This is a genomic window from Sediminitomix flava (assembly GCF_003149185.1).
GTDB lineage: Bacteria > Bacteroidota > Bacteroidia > Cytophagales > Flammeovirgaceae > Sediminitomix > Sediminitomix flava.
Map to the genome: position 1 here is coordinate 131,632 of NZ_QGDO01000004.1, position 17,934 is coordinate 149,565.

14 protein-coding genes and 1 other RNA gene are annotated in these 17,934 nt (G+C 35.7%); 8 read left to right on the forward strand and 7 right to left on the reverse strand.

Going from position 1 to position 17,934, the window contains the following annotated elements; genetic code table 11:
* Nucleotides 1-575 precede the first annotated feature (575 nt).
* Entirely contained in the window at nt 576-1,193 is a 618-nt protein-coding gene (locus BC781_RS16095; protein ID WP_109619648.1) for a glucosaminidase domain-containing protein, read from the forward strand.
* Nucleotides 1,194-1,267: 74 nt separating this feature from the next.
* On the opposite strand, the gene BC781_RS16100 is transcribed toward BC781_RS16095, so the two are convergent.
* The 4 genes from BC781_RS16100 to BC781_RS16115 form a co-directional block, all read right to left on the reverse strand.
* Nucleotides 1,268-2,443, reverse strand: a complete 1,176-nt coding sequence (locus BC781_RS16100; protein WP_109619650.1) for a MalY/PatB family protein — start codon at nt 2,441-2,443, stop codon at nt 1,268-1,270.
* 142 nt (nt 2,444-2,585) lie between these two features.
* Entirely contained in the window at nt 2,586-2,804 is a 219-nt protein-coding gene (locus BC781_RS25875) for a cysteine-rich CWC family protein (RefSeq protein ID WP_109619652.1), read from the reverse strand.
* Nucleotides 2,805-2,872: 68 nt separating this feature from the next.
* Entirely contained in the window at nt 2,873-4,027 is a 1,155-nt protein-coding gene (locus BC781_RS16110) for a glycosyltransferase family 4 protein (RefSeq protein WP_109619654.1), read from the reverse strand.
* A gap of 68 nt (nt 4,028-4,095) precedes the next feature.
* The gene (locus BC781_RS16115; RefSeq protein ID WP_109619656.1) at nt 4,096-5,169 is read right to left on the reverse strand and encodes a DUF1573 domain-containing protein; all 1,074 of its coding nucleotides are present in this window, start codon (nt 5,167-5,169) and stop codon (nt 4,096-4,098) included.
* Nucleotides 5,170-5,462: 293 nt separating this feature from the next.
* On the opposite strand from BC781_RS16115, the gene rnpB reads away from it, so the two are divergent.
* The 4 genes from rnpB to BC781_RS16135 all read left to right on the forward strand — a co-directional run bounded on the left by rnpB (nt 5,463) and on the right by BC781_RS16135 (nt 9,321).
* Nucleotides 5,463-5,864, forward strand: an RNA gene (gene rnpB / locus BC781_RS16120) — RNase P RNA component class A.
* A 120-nt stretch (nt 5,865-5,984) separates the two neighbouring features.
* The gene (locus tag BC781_RS16125; RefSeq protein WP_109619658.1) at nt 5,985-7,136 is read left to right on the forward strand and encodes a sigma-54-dependent transcriptional regulator; all 1,152 of its coding nucleotides are present in this window, start codon (nt 5,985-5,987) and stop codon (nt 7,134-7,136) included.
* Nucleotides 7,137-7,340: 204 nt separating this feature from the next.
* A complete protein-coding gene (gene trpA / locus BC781_RS16130; RefSeq protein ID WP_109619660.1) occupies nt 7,341-8,120 on the forward strand; it encodes a tryptophan synthase subunit alpha in 780 nt (259 codons plus the stop codon).
* Between the two features lie 22 nt (nt 8,121-8,142).
* Nucleotides 8,143-9,321 (forward strand): class I SAM-dependent methyltransferase, encoded by a 1,179-nt coding sequence (locus tag BC781_RS16135; RefSeq protein ID WP_109619662.1) that lies wholly within the window; start codon nt 8,143-8,145, stop codon nt 9,319-9,321.
* Nucleotides 9,322-9,405: 84 nt separating this feature from the next.
* Here the strand turns inward: BC781_RS16135 and BC781_RS16140 are convergent, their stop codons facing one another.
* Nucleotides 9,406-11,223, reverse strand: a complete 1,818-nt coding sequence (locus BC781_RS16140; protein ID WP_158281502.1) for an ABC transporter substrate-binding protein — start codon at nt 11,221-11,223, stop codon at nt 9,406-9,408.
* Between the two features lie 231 nt (nt 11,224-11,454).
* Here BC781_RS16140 and BC781_RS16145 point away from each other — a divergent pair, with 231 nt between their 5' ends.
* Genes BC781_RS16145 through BC781_RS16155 form a run of 3 tightly spaced genes read left to right on the forward strand, consistent with a single transcriptional unit; the run spans nt 11,455 to nt 12,924 of the window.
* Nucleotides 11,455-12,012 (forward strand): RNA polymerase sigma factor, encoded by a 558-nt coding sequence (locus tag BC781_RS16145; RefSeq protein WP_109620197.1) that lies wholly within the window; start codon nt 11,455-11,457, stop codon nt 12,010-12,012.
* Nucleotides 12,009-12,437 (forward strand): hypothetical protein, encoded by a 429-nt coding sequence (locus BC781_RS16150; protein WP_109619667.1) that lies wholly within the window; start codon nt 12,009-12,011, stop codon nt 12,435-12,437. The genes BC781_RS16145 and BC781_RS16150 overlap by 4 nt, the downstream gene beginning before the upstream one ends.
* Nucleotides 12,438-12,447: 10 nt before the next feature.
* Nucleotides 12,448-12,924: a hypothetical protein gene (locus tag BC781_RS16155; protein WP_146201710.1), complete on the forward strand. Its 477-nt coding sequence runs from the start codon at nt 12,448-12,450 to the stop codon at nt 12,922-12,924.
* Nucleotides 12,925-12,990: 66 nt separating this feature from the next.
* Here BC781_RS16155 and BC781_RS16160 read toward each other — a convergent pair whose 3' ends face one another.
* Together BC781_RS16160 and BC781_RS16165 are read right to left on the reverse strand one after the other, a co-directional pair.
* A complete protein-coding gene (locus BC781_RS16160) occupies nt 12,991-14,391 on the reverse strand; it encodes a leucine-rich repeat domain-containing protein (RefSeq protein WP_109619671.1) in 1,401 nt (466 codons plus the stop codon).
* Nucleotides 14,392-14,465: 74 nt separating this feature from the next.
* Nucleotides 14,466-17,894, reverse strand: coding sequence for a cyclic nucleotide-binding domain-containing protein (locus BC781_RS16165; RefSeq protein WP_146201711.1), 3,429 nt, complete (start codon nt 17,892-17,894; stop codon nt 14,466-14,468).
* Nucleotides 17,895-17,934: the final 40 nt, after the last annotated feature.

The following is a 17,934-nucleotide window of genomic DNA, read 5'->3' on the forward strand; positions in this document are numbered from 1 at the left end:
ACTAATTGTTTTTTATTACACTCAACTTTTTTCGAACTGCAAAGGTAAAAATTTTGTCTCTAATTACAATATTTCCCCTAAATATTTTATTTCGAGCAAGTTAAGTTAACATTAAGATTTTCAACAACTAAGCTTACAACCTCCATAAAACCCTCATACGGCCATTTTAGGGCACTCCAGTAAATTTTTCTTAATGTAGAGCCCTCAAAAACATTTTTGTTTCAATAACCTCACAAAAGTTACATTTCACTCAGAACAACAGTAAAGTTTTTGAAAGAATTTCGTGAACAAGCAAGAAAACGGCTTTTATAAGCTCTGAAGTATCAAAAGACAGGATTGGATTAAAGTGAGAAAATTACACTAATCGTTAGCTAAAAAAATAAATATATAATATTTGAATAGGTACAAATCTGATTAAAATACAATTTTTACCTGAGAAATGAAAATGAAACTTTATTTTTTTAACACTTTTTAATAGTATATGTCGTTTTTATTCGCTTAAATTTGCAAGCCTTTTATCTTACGTGGGTAAGTAAATCACTCTAACCCACTATGTTTAACCAAATTATCTAAATATGGAAGACAGGCAGACGCCCAATTTCAGTTTTCAGAAAATTTCAAGAATCACTTTAGTTACACTATTATTACAAATTTCTACTATTCAATTAACAACAGAGGTGTTGGCTTCAGAAACACCAAAACCAATGAGTAAGCAAGAAGCCTATATACGCCAACTGTATTACACTTTCGAACCAATATGTCTGAAATATGGCATAAACACCAAGGTAGCTATTTCACAGGCTATCATGGAGCAAGGTTGGGCTTTGAGAAGCGATTATAGAATTTTTAATATCTATGCTTCTGCCAACCGTAAAGCAAGTAAGGTGGTATGGGACAATGGTGAAGCAAGATATCGCCGTTACCGTACTTATACATCTTTAGACCAAGCAGTAGAAGATTACTGCAAGGTTTTAAACTCTTGGCCCGCATATACAGAGCATGGTCTTTTTGAGACTAAAAGCGCTATTAAGCAAATTGAGGCTATCGTAAAGGGTGGGTATGCTACAAACCCTAATTACGAACAGCAAACCAAGAAAATATTGATGAAATACGTATCTCCTATTGTTGATTTAATTCGAAATGAGGAGGTATCAGGGCGCAGCAAAAAGCAATATGCAGCTGCTATTCGCTAAAGGATTCAACTTCTAAAACCATAAAAGGCGATCTCTGGGTAGAGATCGCCTTCTTTATTTCTAATTCATTCTATCTAAAGACTTTTTACAGCTTCGTCCAATTGCGCTAAAGCTTTTTCTACAACTGATTTAGGACATGCTAAGTTGATACGCATAAATCCACTTCCCTCCTTACCGAAATCAGTACCCGAATTTAATCCTAATCCTGCTTTCTGTGTAAAGAACTTCACCAACTCTCTTTGTTCCATACCTAATTCTCTACAGTCTAACCAAACCAAATAGGTTGCATCTGGCTTCATAGCTTTTATTTGAGGGATATTTTGCGATAAATACCCTGTGAAGAAATTGATATTCTGTTCTACATATTCATGCAATTGACTGAGCCATTCTTCTCCATGTTCATAAGCAGCAACTAAAGCCTCTGTTGCAAAGGTACTCCCAAAATTAAGGTGCATTGGTTTTGCTATGGAAAGATATTGTTCTCTCAACTTTGGATTTTCAATCACTAAATAAGAACAAGCAAGCCCTGCCAAATTGAATGTTTTACTAGGAGCCAAACAAGTAATCACTAAATCTTTTGCAGACTCAGTTATTGAAGCTAAAGGAATATGCTTTTCTCCCCACCAAACAAGATCTGCATGAATTTCATCGGAAATGATAACGACATTATGCTTTTGACAAAGTTCGAGAATTCGCTGCAACTCCTCTTTTCTCCATACCCGCCCACCTGGATTATGGGGATGACTTAATAATAATAGCTTTACTCCACTTGAAAGCTTCTCACCCAATAAAGCGTAATTAAGTTCAAATCGATTGTTTTTGATCTCCATCGGGATATCAAAAACTTCTCTTCCTTGCTCTTCTACTACATGGTAAAAAGGTGGATAAACTGGGCTAAAAAAAGCAACCTTATCTCCTTTTTCGGTAAAAGCTTGAACTGCCATAGCCAAAGCAGGGACAACGCCCGGGCTAAAAATCATGTCTTTTTCAGAAACAGTCCAGTCAAAACGTTTTTTCAACCACGATGCTGCCGATTTGAAAAAATGAGTCTCTTTTTGAATGGTATATCCATAAATTGGATGCGCTACTCTTTGCTGAAGGGATTCCTCTACTTCTTTAGGTACTCTAAAATCCATATCAGCCACCCACATCGGAATGACCTCCGAGTTTTGGAATAGCATTTCTCTCAAATCATATTTGACAGTTTTTGTATCTAATCTAGAGATGACTTCGTCGAAATTGTATTTCATAAAAAGGGACTCAATTCTTCAAAAAACGATTTACTAAATAAAAATAATGAGATTGAGCTTTCATTCGAGTGAAAAAGTCAAAAAATAGCTTTTCCTTAAAATGTTAATACATTCCTCTCCACTAAATCTTCTGAAGATATTATCATTTTAAAGCATTTGCTTCTTTTAATTTTTGTTGAGCTTCTTCTTGTAAAGCTTTTAAACAACTAGCGCACAGACATTCATCATACTTCTCGCTCACGTACTCCATCTCTTCTTTTGTAAGTTGTACTGTGAAACACTGACATTGTGTGATGTTGCCTGCTTTACACTCAAATCCAGCACCACATCTGAGGCACTTTTTTGTTTCGTGAGAAGGCATAATTGTATTAGTTTATAGTTTATAGTTTATTACTACTTTTTCAACACTTCTCTATAATGACCTTGTTCCTATCCTAAAGATTCGACAACAGTTTCTTCGTATCCTACAAGACGCTTATACATCTGAGCTACATCTCTTGTCACTTGTTCTTTATGGAATCTTTGAACATACTGGTAACCTCTCAAAATCATATCTTCTCTCAAGCTATGGTCAGACATGATTTTTTCAATCCCTACTGCTATTGTCTCAGGATAATTCGGGTCTACAAAATAGGCATTCGGACCTGCAGCTTCTGGTAAACATGAAAAATGAGAAGTGATGACAGGTGTTTTACTGAACAAGGCTTCAATAATAGGTATACCAAATCCTTCATATACTGAAGGATAAATAAAAATACTCGCACCCTGATATAAAGCTGGAAAATCGGCAAAAGCAATTTGCTCTTTGAACAACACCCACTTTTCCAGTTTATGCTTAGCTACAAAACTTTTTACTTTCTTTTTATATGATGTTCCACCCCCAACAACAACCAAAGGTACTCTTTGATCTTCTGGCATTTGTTTCAGAGCTTCAACCACTGATAGTAATTTCTTACGCTCAATCACTGAACCTACATACAACAAATACTCATTCGGAAGCGAATATTTATGCTTAACCTCTTCTATTTTTTCTTCACTCACTTGATAATAAAAGCTCTCATCACAGGTTTGATAGATCACCTCTATTTTATCTGGAGCGATGTCAAAATACTTGACAATATCATATTTCGTATTCTCACTAATCGCAACTACTTTGTCAGCCTGCTGACAAGCACTTTTAAATTTGAGATTATAAATGATATTATCTATCGGATTATACTGTCTAGGGTAAATCTTGAAAATAAGATCATGGATTGTCACCACACTCTTAACTCCAGATTTTTTAAGTCCTAAAGGAAGTTCATGACTTAGCCCATGAAAAATATCTATTCCATCTTCTACCAAATCATTAGTCATCCCTTTTGTTCGCCAATATGATTTAGAGCCACCTTCAGGAAGGTGAATTGGGTAATTCTCTAAAAAAGGCTTTGTACGCAGATTTTCTTGTACTCGTGGAGTATAAAGATGAAGTTCCATCTCATCACGATACATTTCATCTAGGTTTTCAACTAAAGTTCTACAATAGTTTCCTAGCCCCGTGTAATTATTAAACACCCTCTTGGCGTCAAATCCGACTTTCAACATATCACGAAAAAGTATAACGGTTAGATTAGATTTGGATAATTTAGATAATTGATTGATTGGTATAAAAGTTACTGTAAATCAGCTTTGATCTCAATCACTTTTTCTGGTGCTTCAGGATCGTTACTCACAATAGTGATTCTACGTACTTGTTGACCTGTTTGATCTTGATCCCAGAATTTGACATTGATATTAATACTGCTGTATGGTGCAATTTCTTTTTGTTCTAAAGAAACAACCTCACAGCCTCTCCCTGCTTTCACTTGTTCTATCACCAATGGAAGTTCGCCTGTATTCATCACTCTGATGCTTACAAGATAATAGTCTACTACTTTGATTTTCCCTAAGTCAACTTCATCATTAAAGACACTGATCTTAGGACTTGAAGCTTTGTCTCCTACGTCTTCAGATCTATATTTTGTAAGATTAAATGAAAGAGGTAACACAAACTCTCCTCCATCTTCCAAATTTGTATAGAAATGTAATGAATCTTCTTTTGCACCTAATTCAGGAACCAACTCTGGTTGCAAGAATATATCCATTGTCGACTTTGAATGAGGTGGTAGTTTAGTTTCGTCAAGTACAACCTTTATATACTTTGGTGTCTTTGGTTGTTTGATAAACTTAAGTGTGTCTTTCTGACTGTTATAAAATTCCACTGTTTTCTTCAGAAGACCTTTATCTGAAACTGAACCTAATCGAACTTTTTTCGACTTAAATCTCAGCGGACCTATTTCATATGGGTATTGTACTTTTTCAGACATGTTTGTAGGCTCTATAAAACCTTTTAACATCAGCTCTGAGCTCGCACTTTGTCCTTTATATTTTACCTTAAAGCTTTTCTCAAATCCTCCAGCTTTGTAAGGGATGTAAGCAACTGTAATAACAGATGAAGTTCCTTTCGATAATTTTTCTTTCGAATAATAGATACCTAAACAAGAGCAATCTGCCGTAATTGTATCTATCTGTAGTCCTTCTTGAACTACTTCAAATTCAAATTTATGCTCTAACTTCTCTTGCCCCGCTGGAATTCGTCCGAAATCAAACTCAGTCTCTTTAAATTGTACTAAAGATGATTGGGCCAATAAACTCCCCGAAAATCCGAATAATGAAATAAATACTAACAGGTTAAACTTTTCTCTCATAAGTCAAAATCAATGTGGACTCCTCTGAAACATAGTGGTCTTGCTAAATAGCAAAAAAGACTTGGTATTCCCTAATCTTATTGGACTACAGTCTAGACCAACTTAACGATCATCCTAGAATACAAATATACACAAGCTTACTTTTTTATCTCTTTTCCACCCTGTCTTATTCTAAGTTTTTAAAGAAACTTCAGAATCCTTTAGCAAAAAAAGGATAGAAATAGTGCCACTCCAAAAAAAATATTAACAGCTAATATGCCATTTAAAAGAGGCAAATTTATAATTTTGTGAGTTGAGCAGGGTGTCTTATCGCTTCAGAGTCTAACTCTGAAGAGGAAAGTCCGAGCAGCAGAGAGCACCGTACTTCCTAACAGGAAGGCATTCTATCTTTGTAGAGTGACAGAAAGTGCCACAGAAAATATACCGCCTCTTTCGAGGGGTAAGGGTGAAAAGGTGAGGTAAGAGCTCACCGCTTCTTCGGTGACGCAGAAGGCATGGTAAACCTTACGGGCTGAAAAACCAAATAGGTTCCGTTACATACCTACGGGTAGTGCAAAGTCGCTCGCTTTGTTTCTTTCTTCGGAAAGTGGGCGGAATGGGTAGGTTGATTGATCTACAAGGCAACTTGTAGCCTAGATAAATGATAAGAACTGAATCTTTCAGGACAGAACTCGGCTTATAGTCCTGCTCAATTTTTTATTTAATAGTCTTTAATGATTTTCACAATCCTAACTTTTTGTAAGTTTGTGTTTACAGGACTACTATTTTAATTAATCAGGAAATTATCCCAAGCACTCTACAATCCTTAAAAAACCATGGCAAAAATCCTTATCATTGATGACGAGAAAAGCATCCGCTATACACTCAGAGAAATTCTAGAATTTGAAGGTTATAAAGTAGAAGAAGCCAAAGATGGCGAAGAAGGTCTTGAGAAATTAGCCCTTAATGACTTCGACATTTGTTTGAGTGACGTAAAGATGCCAAAAATGGACGGACTTACGGTTCTCGAAAAAGCAATGGGACTGGGTAAGAATACAGAATTCATTATGATTTCTGCTCATGCCAATATTGACATGGCTGTAGAAGCTACCAAAAAAGGGGCTTATGATTTTATCCAAAAGCCTGTAGAGTTAAATCGATTGCTTCTTGCAGTACGAAATGCTTTGGATAAATCTAAATTGGTTAAGAAAACAAAAGTACTGACTAAGAAAGTAAAACTTCAGAATGAGATTGTAGGCGAGTCTGAACCTATTATCAAACTGAAAGAAACGATAGATAAAGTTGCACCTACAGAAGCTCGTGTTTTGATTACGGGTGCAAATGGTTCGGGTAAAGAACTTGTAGCACAATGGATTCATGCCAAAAGTAACCGTAATAAAAAACCTCTTGTTGAAGTAAACTGTGCTGCCATTCCTTCTGAATTGATTGAAAGTGAACTTTTCGGACATGAAAAAGGAGCTTTTACTTCAGCTGTAAAACAGCGTGTAGGTAAGTTTGAGCAAGCAGACGGAGGTACACTTTTCTTGGATGAGATTGGAGACATGAGTCTTTCAGCTCAAGCTAAAGTATTGAGAGCTTTACAAGAAAAGAAGATTACTCGTGTAGGTGGCGATAAAGAATTGACGGTAAATGTTCGTGTTCTAGCGGCAACGAACAAAGACCTTAAAAAAATGATTGAAGACGGAGAATTCCGTGAAGACCTTTACCATCGTTTGAGTGTAATCTTAATGAAAGTTCCTCCATTGAAGGAGCGTAAAGATGATATTCCATTATTAGTTGATAAATTCTTGGACGATATCGCACAAGAATATGGCGAAACGAAAAAGGATATTGACGATGTAGCTGTCAGAAAACTAATGGAACCAGAGTGGTCTGGAAATATCCGTGAACTTCGTAATGTCGTAGAGCGTCTGACGATTATGTCGAACGAATGCATTACAGCGCAAGACGTAGAAATGCACCTCTAAGAGGTCAAAATATAGAATAAAAAAGGCAAGTCAATCGTGACTTGCCTTTTTTGTTTTTTAAACTCTATTAACCTCAAATACATCATCCTCCCCCTCTCCAATTTTATTTCATTAGAATTATCAATAATTTTGAAGTCGAAGCTTTTGTTCAATAGAATAAAGGCTCATTGCAATTAACTTTACGTTTCAGATTAAAAGACCAATATGAACAAGATTGATAAACTGTTCGAATCAAAGAAGAAAGGCGTTCTGAACGTCTATTTTACTGCTGGATATCCAAATTTAGATGATACCGTAAGTGTATTGGAAAGTTTGCAAGAAGCTGGTGCCGATATGATTGAGATCGGGATGCCATATTCTGATCCAGTAGCCGATGGACCTACAATCCAAGCAAGTAATGACAAGGCATTAGCCAACGGAATGACTATTCCAAAACTTTTGGAACAATTGAAAGGCTTCCGCGAAAGAGTTCACATTCCTGTAGTGATGATGGGTTACGTCAATCCTGTAATGCAATACGGAATAGAGCGTTTCTGTGCGGCTTGTGAAGAGCTTGGCATCGATGGTCTAATTTTGCCTGATCTACCAATGCAAGTTTACAGAGATGAGTATAAAGATTTGATGGAGTCTCATAAGCTTCACAATATCTTCCTTATTACTCCTCAAACAACCAATGAGCGTATCAAAGAAATTGATGAAAACTCATCTGGTTTTATCTATGTAGTTTCTGATGCGAGTATCACAGGTGCGAAGAAAGGAATCAGCGAAGAGCAAATTTCTTATTTCAAACGTTTGAATGATATGAAATTGGAACAACCAACACTTATTGGTTTTGGTATCTCAGATCATGAAACATTCTCTACAGCTTGCGAATATGCCAATGGTGCAATCATCGGTAGCGCATTTATCAAGGCATTATCACAAGAAGGAGAAATCAAGACAAATACAAGTAATTTTGTAACAGGAGTCTTGAAGGGAGAGTAAAAGAATTTTAGAAAAAAGAAATATGCAGTTGAATCACGAGGAGAAAGATTTTATCCGTCAAAATATCGGAGCAGACGCTAGTCAATTGATGCTTCAATCCAAAAAGTACCCTGACCTGGATATGAAGATGTTAGTCAATCAGATTGTTTGTCGTCAGAAACTAAAAGATAAACTTCCTTCGTGGTTCAACAACGATGACTTGATATTTTCAAGCCCACTTTCTTCAGAGCAATGCTCATCTGAACAAGCCGCAGCTTACAAAGCTTCTCTTTTTGAAGGAAAAACATTTGCTGACCTCACAGGAGGACTCGGAGTAGACAGTTGCTTTTTGAGCAAACACTTTGAAAAAGGCTATTACGTTGAGCTTTCAGAAGAGCTTGCACAAACATCGCTACAGAACTTTGACGCACTGAATGTTCAGAATCTTGAAGTAAAAAATAGCAGTGCTGAAGATTTTCTAGCCGAAATTTCTACACCTCTTGATATCATCTATCTCGATCCTGATCGCAGAGATGAAGCCAATCGAAAACTTGTCGCTTTTGAAGATTGTTCACCCGACCTTTTAGGCATCAAAACTGACTTGCTTTCAAAAGCAAAAACGGTAGTCGTAAAGGCATCTCCAATGCTAGATATTAAAGCCTCCTTACGTCAGTTGCCTGAAACTATTGCCTTGTATGTTATTGCTATCAAAAATGAGTGCAAAGAATTATTATTCTGCATGAAGGAAGGCTTTGAGGGTGAAGCTGAAATTCGATGTGTAAATTTAATCGGAGATAAAGAAGAGATTTTTACTTTTGATTATCTGAAAGAACAAGAAAATCCAATTACATTCACCTCTGAATTAAAACAATACCTTTACGAACCCAATACTGCCATACTGAAAGGCGGAGGCTACAGAAGCGTTGCAATGAAGTTTGGATTAGAGAAGTTGCACCCGAACTCGCACCTTTATACTTCAGATCAATTCATTGAAGATTTTCAAGGGCGATCTTTTAAAATAGAAAGTCATTTTGCCTTGAATAAGAAAGAAATCAAGAAGCAACTGAAAGATAAAAAAGCATCGATCACTGTTCGTAACTTCCCAATGTCTGTGGCTGATATCCGTAAGAAAACAGGACTCTCAGAAGGAGGAGATTATTATCTTTTTGCAACGACTCTCAATGATGAAAAGAAAACATTGATCAAGTGTAGCAGAGTTTAGAAGTATAAATACTTTATAAAAAGAAAATCCCTTTTGAATGATTGATGCATCCAAAAGGGATTTTTTTTATGGTAATGGATAATTCTAGTTATCAATAAAATTACTAATCGAATTGATCATTTCTAGTTTACCATCTACAAATCTTACGATAGGAACATATTGGTTATCTGTTTCTCCATCAGGATAAGCATGTGCAGGAAATAAAGCACCTCTTCTCACACCATCCATTGCAATTTCTTGCCCAAATCTAGTTCCGTACTTATTCAGCATTTTTCCGAAATAATAAATTGTCTCGAAACCTGCAAAAGCGTGAAATGAAGGAGGAACATTATATTTTGCCATATAATCTCTCACAAACTTATTTACCGTAGCGTTTCCATCTAAATCATTAAATTCTGGATATAAGAAATGAACTCTAGCGGCTTCCATTTGGTCATATGCTAGGTATTTAAAATCAAGCCATTTACTTGTTGTATAGATCGGCGCATTTGCTTGTACACTTCTAAGTGCACTCAAAATACTTGATGCTACACGCTCCTTTTTAGCTGCAATAAATACGTGTGCAGGACGATCGTCATACATTACTACAGACTGCCCTTCAGCCAATACCAATTCTGGTAACTCTCCTTTCTGACGCTTTCTCAAATCTGAAATACTTTCCAGCACTTGATCATCTTCTGCCAATTCAGCGCTATCATAAGTTGTATTTAGCAAATCAAAGCTTTTTTGCATGTCTTGGAAATCGACAAACTTTGCAATCATCTGTACTTCTACCCCAGCTTCTTCTGCATGCTTTTTATACGCATAAGCAAGCTCTTTATCTGCGGCATCAGAACCGTAAGCAATATATGCTACACTTGAATCGCCTTTACTTTGCAGATAATTAACCAAAGACTTTGCTTGTGTATCAGGGTCTGAGAAAAGCAAGTATGAGTAATTTGAGCTATCTGTCAATACGTTGCTTGTCGAAATCGGATTGACCATTACTTTTTCAGCTTGCTCACTGTACTCTTTCACTACAGGAACAATATCACCATAAAGTGGGCCTACAATCATATCGATATTCTCAAAAGACTTTTGCGAAACTAAGTCTTCTACTTTTCTAACATCGCGTTGTGTATCAAAAGCCAAAAGATTAATATCTACACCTTCAGCTTTAAGCCACTCTGCAGCAATGTTCATTCCCTCATAGATTTTATACACAAACTCTCGTTTGTTGCTAAAACTATTTGGGTCTGTATTTGAGCTAAAGAATGGTAAAAGTGCAGCCACATTGTAACTATCTTTTTTAACCGATTTCTTATTGATTAGCTCTCTATAAATATTTTTATCATCACCTCCGAAAGAATCATTCAACTCATTGAAAAGTGCTTGATCTATTTGGTAACTAGGCTTCGATGCAATCTTTGCCAATAAAATTTGCCCTACAGCCTTATCCTCTGGATAACGTTCATGTAAAGACTTCAGATGATCTTCATCCAAATCAGCTAAATATGGAACCTTAGATGCATAAACATCTGTGCGGAAAGACCCTGATTTGATTCTGTCAAAAACAGCAAATGCCAAATCCGTTTTCCCTTGTTCCATAAGGATGTTTGCTCTCAAAAAATTAGCTTCATCCATATCACTCCAATTCGGAGATCGCTGAGATAAAGCCTTCAATTCTTGCTCTGCCGCAGACAGATTGTCTAACTTATAATCTGAGAAGGCAAATAAATATGACGCATAAGGCGCTAATGCACCTGCATTTTTAATCGGTTTCAAAACAACCTTTGCTTGCTCATATTTTTCACTTTTCACTAAATCTTGTGCATAAAGGAATTGCTCCTTTTGCTGCTTTAGCGATTGCGCTTGTCCCCCAAATGCGAGCAGACCAAATAATACAAACAGAAAAATTCTCATATCGGAAAATAGTTTGATACTCATACACCAACTCGCAAAGTTAGAAGATTACACTTATTTCTGATAGTCAGTCTCTCAAAACTTATGATTATTTATAGAGTCAGTCTGAAAAAAGTAGTAAAATGAAAAAAATTTAAGTCCGCATTAAACCTTCAACAAGGGAGTAAGTCAAAGAAGCAAAACAAAGAGATTAGAAGTTAGCTTATGAGTCAATCTCCCATTTTTTATAGTATGCAAAACGCAGATGAAGCGATCATAGCGAAATTCAAAAGGCCAAATGAAAAAGAAGCTGCCTTCCGTTTACTGATGGAAAATTATCAGGAACGGGTTTATTTCCTATGCCGAAAAATGGTGATTACTCACGAAGATGCTGACGATCTTACACAAGATACCTTTGTAAAAGCATGGAAAAGCTTAGACCGTTTTGAAGGAAAGGCGAAGTTATTCACATGGTTGTATCGGATAGCTGTAAATGTCTGTCTTGATTTTCTAGAGAAAAAGAAAAAAAGATTCTTCCTACCTATCCATGATGTTACTGCCGAATTGAGCTTGAAAGTTGAACAATCCGCAGATTTATCGGGAGATGAAATTCAGCAACAGCTCTTAAAAGCTATTCTGACTTTACCCGAAAAACAACGTGTCGTTTTCCAACTCAAATATTTTGAAGAACTCAGTTATAAAGAAATGTCAGAAGTCTTAGAAACTTCCGAAGGGGCTTTGAAAGCTTCTTATCATCATGCGGTAAAAAAGATAGAGAAACAACTGAAAGAAAATAGCATAGCCTTATGAAACTAAGTGATAACTATAAAAAAAATCCTTTTTCAGCACCTAAGGGCTATTTTGATACTCTGCCCGATAAGGTCATAAAAACAGTAGAACTGGAAAAAAAGAGTACGAAAGAGATTTCTTTCATTAGAAAAAACTCTTGGAGTATAGCTGCTTCTATTGCCTTACTAATCGGAATATCTGCTGTTCTTTGGCAAAAAATTGAGACTACAGCACCTCAAAATACGGAAGTGATTGCTTCATATTTTGAAGATATTTCAAATCGGGAACTCTATGAATACCTTAATAATTCAGACCTCAGCTATGAACAACTTGTCGATTACCTAGATGAAGAAAGTATTCAAAATCTGATTACAAACGATTTAGACATAGATAATGAAATTTTATTGGACGATTTCACCTTCGATGAATTGTCGGAACTACTATAACCAATATATTATGAAACAGAACTTTATTCTTCTACTGAGCTTCATATTTATGGGCTTGAGTACCACACAGGTTTTTGCACAAAAAGACAAACAAAAAAATAAGCAAAAAGGCGACCGTAAAGCTCGTATGGAGAAAGCGCGAGTAAATTATATCACAGAAAAGCTAGACTTGAATGCTACCGATTCTGTTGCTTTTTGGAATGTGTACTCCAATTTTGAAACAGAACGTAAAGATATTCGAAAAGAGATCAATCAAGTTCAAAATGGGTTTTTAGCCAAAAGCGATGCCCAATTATCTCAAGAATTTGAAAAGCTATTTGACTTAAAAGAAAAAGAAATTGAGTTAGAAAAGAAGTATTACAAAGAATTACAAAGTGTCATATCCGAACGTCAGATAGCTGTTTTGCTCAATGCCGAAAAGGAAATAAGAAAAGAGGTTTTAAAGCGGATGTCTGGACAACAACGTGGAGGACAACGATATAAATAAAGACCTTAAATATTCAGTTTGTTTTGTAAGCCAAGTGAAGGATATCCAACACTTGGCTTTATTTTTTTATTCAAAAGTCACTTCTACTCCTTTCTGTTCCAAGTTTTGTATGAGTTGTTCTACCTCATCATGACTTGCAGTGTATTTCTCAACTAAATTATCATTGAAACGGAATGACTGAAGGTTATGCATTTCCATAATTCCAACAGGCAAATCACCTATCATATTTGAAGAAAGATCTAATTCCTTCAATTTTTCTAAACTCAATATACTCTCAGGGAATTCACTCAACTGATTATTGTTGATGCGAACAATCCAAAGCTCTTTCAAATTATCAATAGCAGGGAAAGCCCTCAACTGATTATGATGCACATAAAATTCTTTCAATTGTTTCAGCTCATTGATTGTCTCTGGAATAGCCTCCAATTGATTATGGGAAAGAAAAAGAATCTCTAATTCTCCCAATTGAGAAATCGCTGAAGGTACTTCTTTTAATTGATTGTGATAAAGGTCTAACCAATTGAGCTGTAATTTGAATAGTGAAGACGGAATAACCGCAATCTGATTTTTATAAAGAACCAAACTTTCTAAACTATCTAAATCACCAATGAAAGAAGGGATTTCTGTAAGCTGATTTTCTGCTAAAGAGAGCATCTTCAAATTCGAAATCGAGGTAATTTCTTTAGGTATAAATTTCAAATTTGCATGATTAGCAATCAGTCGCTCAAGCTTTGCCATTTTCCCAAATTCATAAGGAGACAAAAACACAGGATTAAAGCTAACATCTAAATCGGTGAGCTTTTTCAATCGAGCAATCCTCCGAACATCAACAAGGTAATTATTCTTGATCATCAGCTTCTGAAGACCTTTCAACCTTCTGATTTTCCGAGGTACTTCATGCAATTCATTTCTACTGAGATACAGCGTATCAACTTTTGAAATGTAGTGCAATTTCACTTTTTCATCTAACTCATTACTCACTAAAGAAACATATTCTAGTTGCTTTAGCTTTTTGAATGATTTCGGGAGGTTCTCTAATTGATTATAGTCTAAAATTAACTTTTTCAGCTTCGGGAATTGCGTCAATGTCAAAAGCTGTTCTTCCGTCAATTTATTTCTACTAAGATCAAGATACTCGACTTCCGTATGCTTAAAAAGCTCTTGAGGTAACTCTGAGTACCCTGCCCCACTTATCCGAATTGCTTTGAGTGTAGTATCCGTTCTACTCAAGAGCACTTGATAGTTAAGCTGTCTCTCCATTTGAGCTTCAGTAGGTGCTTGCCGGTCTTGTGCATCTACATACTTAGCAAATTTCAACCGTTTAGCTTTTTGGGTACTGTCTTTTTGAAATGCAAAATACTCTTGCCGTTCTTTCAGTTCTTTCCATTCTTTTTCACTCCTCTCTTGAGCTATCGAAAAAGTATTTGAGAGTGTAAAAAGGAAAATGAAAGCGTAAAAAATTTTCATAGTTTAAAGATTATTGGTTTTAGTTATTTGGTAATTGTTCTATTCAGGTTTGTTAGTAGACGACATCAATAAAACTACTTTTTGAATTGATGAAGTAATTGACTCTGAGATCGGATTCTGTCACAGAGTGTCAACATTATGCTTTTAAGAATATCAGATTTTCGCATCATCAGTTGGTAAAAATCACTCTGACTCACTTTCAACAATAAACTCTCTTTCATTGCCACTGCCTTATAAGGGCGAGATGTACCATCTAAAAATCCTAAGTCTCCAAAAAAGTCATAGTTATAAAGGGATTGGTAGCTTTGCCTATCTCCACTGAGTGAAATTGCTCCTTCATAGATGATATACATTGCATCACTTTTTTCTCCTTTATGAAAAATAGTCTCATCCTTTTTCACTCGAATTTCTTGAACCAATGCCGCAATGTCTAACAGTTCATGCTCAGCTATATCACCAAAGATTTGAGTGTCTTTCAGAATTGTTACTTTTTCAAGCTCCGTAAGCGGCAACATATTATCACTAAGAATTCCCATGAGTATATTTTTTCGAGTAGGTGAAACAAGTTCATTTAACAAATTAGAAATCGGAAAACCTCTGTGGAAACCATAATCTTTCAAACAAGTAAAAGCTGCTTCCATCAGCAAAATATCATTACTATTCAGAAGGTATTTGAGGGTATCCATCATACTAGATACCAAATCGGGAGAGGTTGCGTAAAGTGCCGTTGCTTTTGTCCAATCATGGAAAAAAATACCGACTTTTCTAGGCGATAAAATGTAGTTGATGATACTCAGCTCATCAATAATATTGTGGGTATAATAGTTTGATAAAATCCTTCTTCTTTCTTCAATCTGATAGAAGCCATTAATACAAAGCATTTTTTCGATAAAGCTTCGTGAAACTTGTTCAGAAAGTTGATTTTTGAGCAAAAGGTAACGTTGTGTTTCAAATTCAGTTTGGTCATTTATATCATCCAAATCACCGATATCCGTATCGTCATATTCCCTTTCCGCAAAAAAGATAAACAGTGCTTTATCGGCTAGTTCAAAACCATAACTTTTAATCACTAAGGTAAAAAGTTGATCGATGTGCTGTTCTACCCAAATACTTTCTTGCTGAAGTCCTTGTGAAAGTTTGTCATATTCCGTTTTAGATTCGAACAGAATGATAGCGGTATATAACCAATATAGATGATTAAAAAGTTTATCAATCTGATCAAAAACTAAGTGTTGTTCCGAATTCGTTTTAGGCGTAAATCGTGTTGTTCCGAGAGCATTGTAGGCTGCTTTCTGCATTTCATGCCAAGGATAATCGACCAATTGCCATAAAATTTGATAAGCCGATCGACTATCTATTCTCGCACAAAGTGTGCAAAGGTCAAGTAAGTAAGTCTTTGCTTCTTTCGAAGAAAAAACAAATTCCTCTTCGATGATCCCTAAAACTTCCTCTCCATAAAAACTTAAAGCATCTATAACTACCGTTGATGAAAAATCACTGCGAAGCAAATCAAAGATTTCACGCTTCATTTCAGTATCTCGCATTTTACCGAGTGCAAGAATTGTGACTTCCCGAACCGTTATATTCTCATGATAGAACAACTCTCTGAGTATCGGTGAAAACTGTACAATTCGGTATTTCCCAATAATATCAATCGCATCTATTTGTGTTTCCACATCTTCAGAAACAAGCATATTCTTCAAACTCATAATTGCTAACTCGGTCAGCTCAATACGCTCGTTTTCTAGTAAACCACACAGTGCAAATCGTCTGAACTGATGACTCTCACTTTGTAAAAAATCAATCATTTCAGATTCTGTCATCAGATTATACTTACAGCAAAACTTGAGTACCTTACTTTTCAGCTCTAAATCTGTTTCATTTTTCAGTACCCAAACAATCAACATCTGATAACTGCTCAATGAATTTCTAGGAATCTGCTCTATTGCATACTCCCTTACCTTACTGTTTTCATGATAAAGCAATGAAGTAATCATTTCATGTCTACCACTCGGATCAATCCGCATGATAATATCTGCGGTATACAAAACTTGATCTGTATGAATAGATTTCAGTCGTTCATGAAGATGTTTGAATAACTCTTTATCCTTTGTAGAATGATTATCAAAGTCGATTGCCCTTAGCGCAACAGCCTCCTTTAGATAATTGATGTATTGTTTGTAGAGCGTAAAAACAACTACAATAAATAACAATAGTACAGGCAGAAGTAAAATGCCTACATAACCCAAACTAAATGAGTGTTTGGTATTTCGAATCAGTAACAAAAGACTTGCAGAAAAAGCCAAACCCAATGGCACTACCAAACCCGAAATTGTAGTATATGTATATGTCCTTGCTTTATGTTTAAGCAGTTGAAAAAGTGAAAACGTTACTGCTTGTTGGATTGAATTGTCATAGAATACCGCAGACATAATGATAATTCCTGCGATAAAAAGGTATGGTATTTTGTCTACTTCATAAAGGGATTCACTCAGTGTTACAATGAGAATAATACCAACGATAAAAACAGGTAGAATCAGTAGCAATCTTTTCACTCCCCATCTGATACTTTGAGAAGTTGTGAAATAAATCTTCCCAAAACTTGCCATCCCATAGCTAATTAGAAATAATAAAGCGATTTGCTGTGGTTTTATTTCATTACTCTGAATGCTATAGGAGTGCAATTCTTTCAGAAAAGAATAATCTAAAAAGACTGTAATAATCGTTGTGAGCAGTGCTATAAATCCTAAGTTGAGAATGTAGGAATTATTGAAACTATACTGCAAAAAATCTTCTGGGCTGTGTTGACTGGTTGGTTTAAGAACTTGAAATAGGTAGTTTCTTCCTTCAAGTCGAATAAACTTCAGACGCATCAGTCGCCAAATAGCAATAAAAGAAAGTATTGAGGTGAAAAGACTTAGCTCTAGTAAAATATTATCTGTATCAAAAATCAGATAGAAACAGAATACAAAACCAAAGCCTAGAAATCTGCCAGGAAAAGATGATAGCGAATTGACTTGTTGGAGATAATGAAATCCCCCAAAATCAAAGATTTTATTGGAGAGTACCCAAGATTTTATCCTTTCCAAGAATAAAAGCAAATTGATTGCTATGATGGTAAATACTCCTATCAAACTTTCGTTGCCCCAAAATTGCTGTAAAAGCAATGAAATTGGGATTAGAAGGATAAAACTAGAAAGAACATAAATCTGACTTTGAATGTGTAAGTGCCGTTCCAAATAAGCAAAGACTCGACCTATTGCCATGACACTGATAGATGAAAAAAGAAATGCCCAAGGCAGTTCTGTAAAAGAAGCAGACGACAAAAACTGATGATAGCAAACCGTAAGTATGAGCGCATGGGTCAAGCCTTGGAAGAAATGATGCGCAAATAAAAACTTCACAGCATAATATTCCCGAGGTGTTTCCAATAACTTCAATTCATAAAGAAAGCGTTGAAAATAACGGAGGTATATTGATGGTATTTGTAAAAAGGTCTGCACGATGCTTCTTTAGGTAAAAAATATATCTCTCAGAAAATAT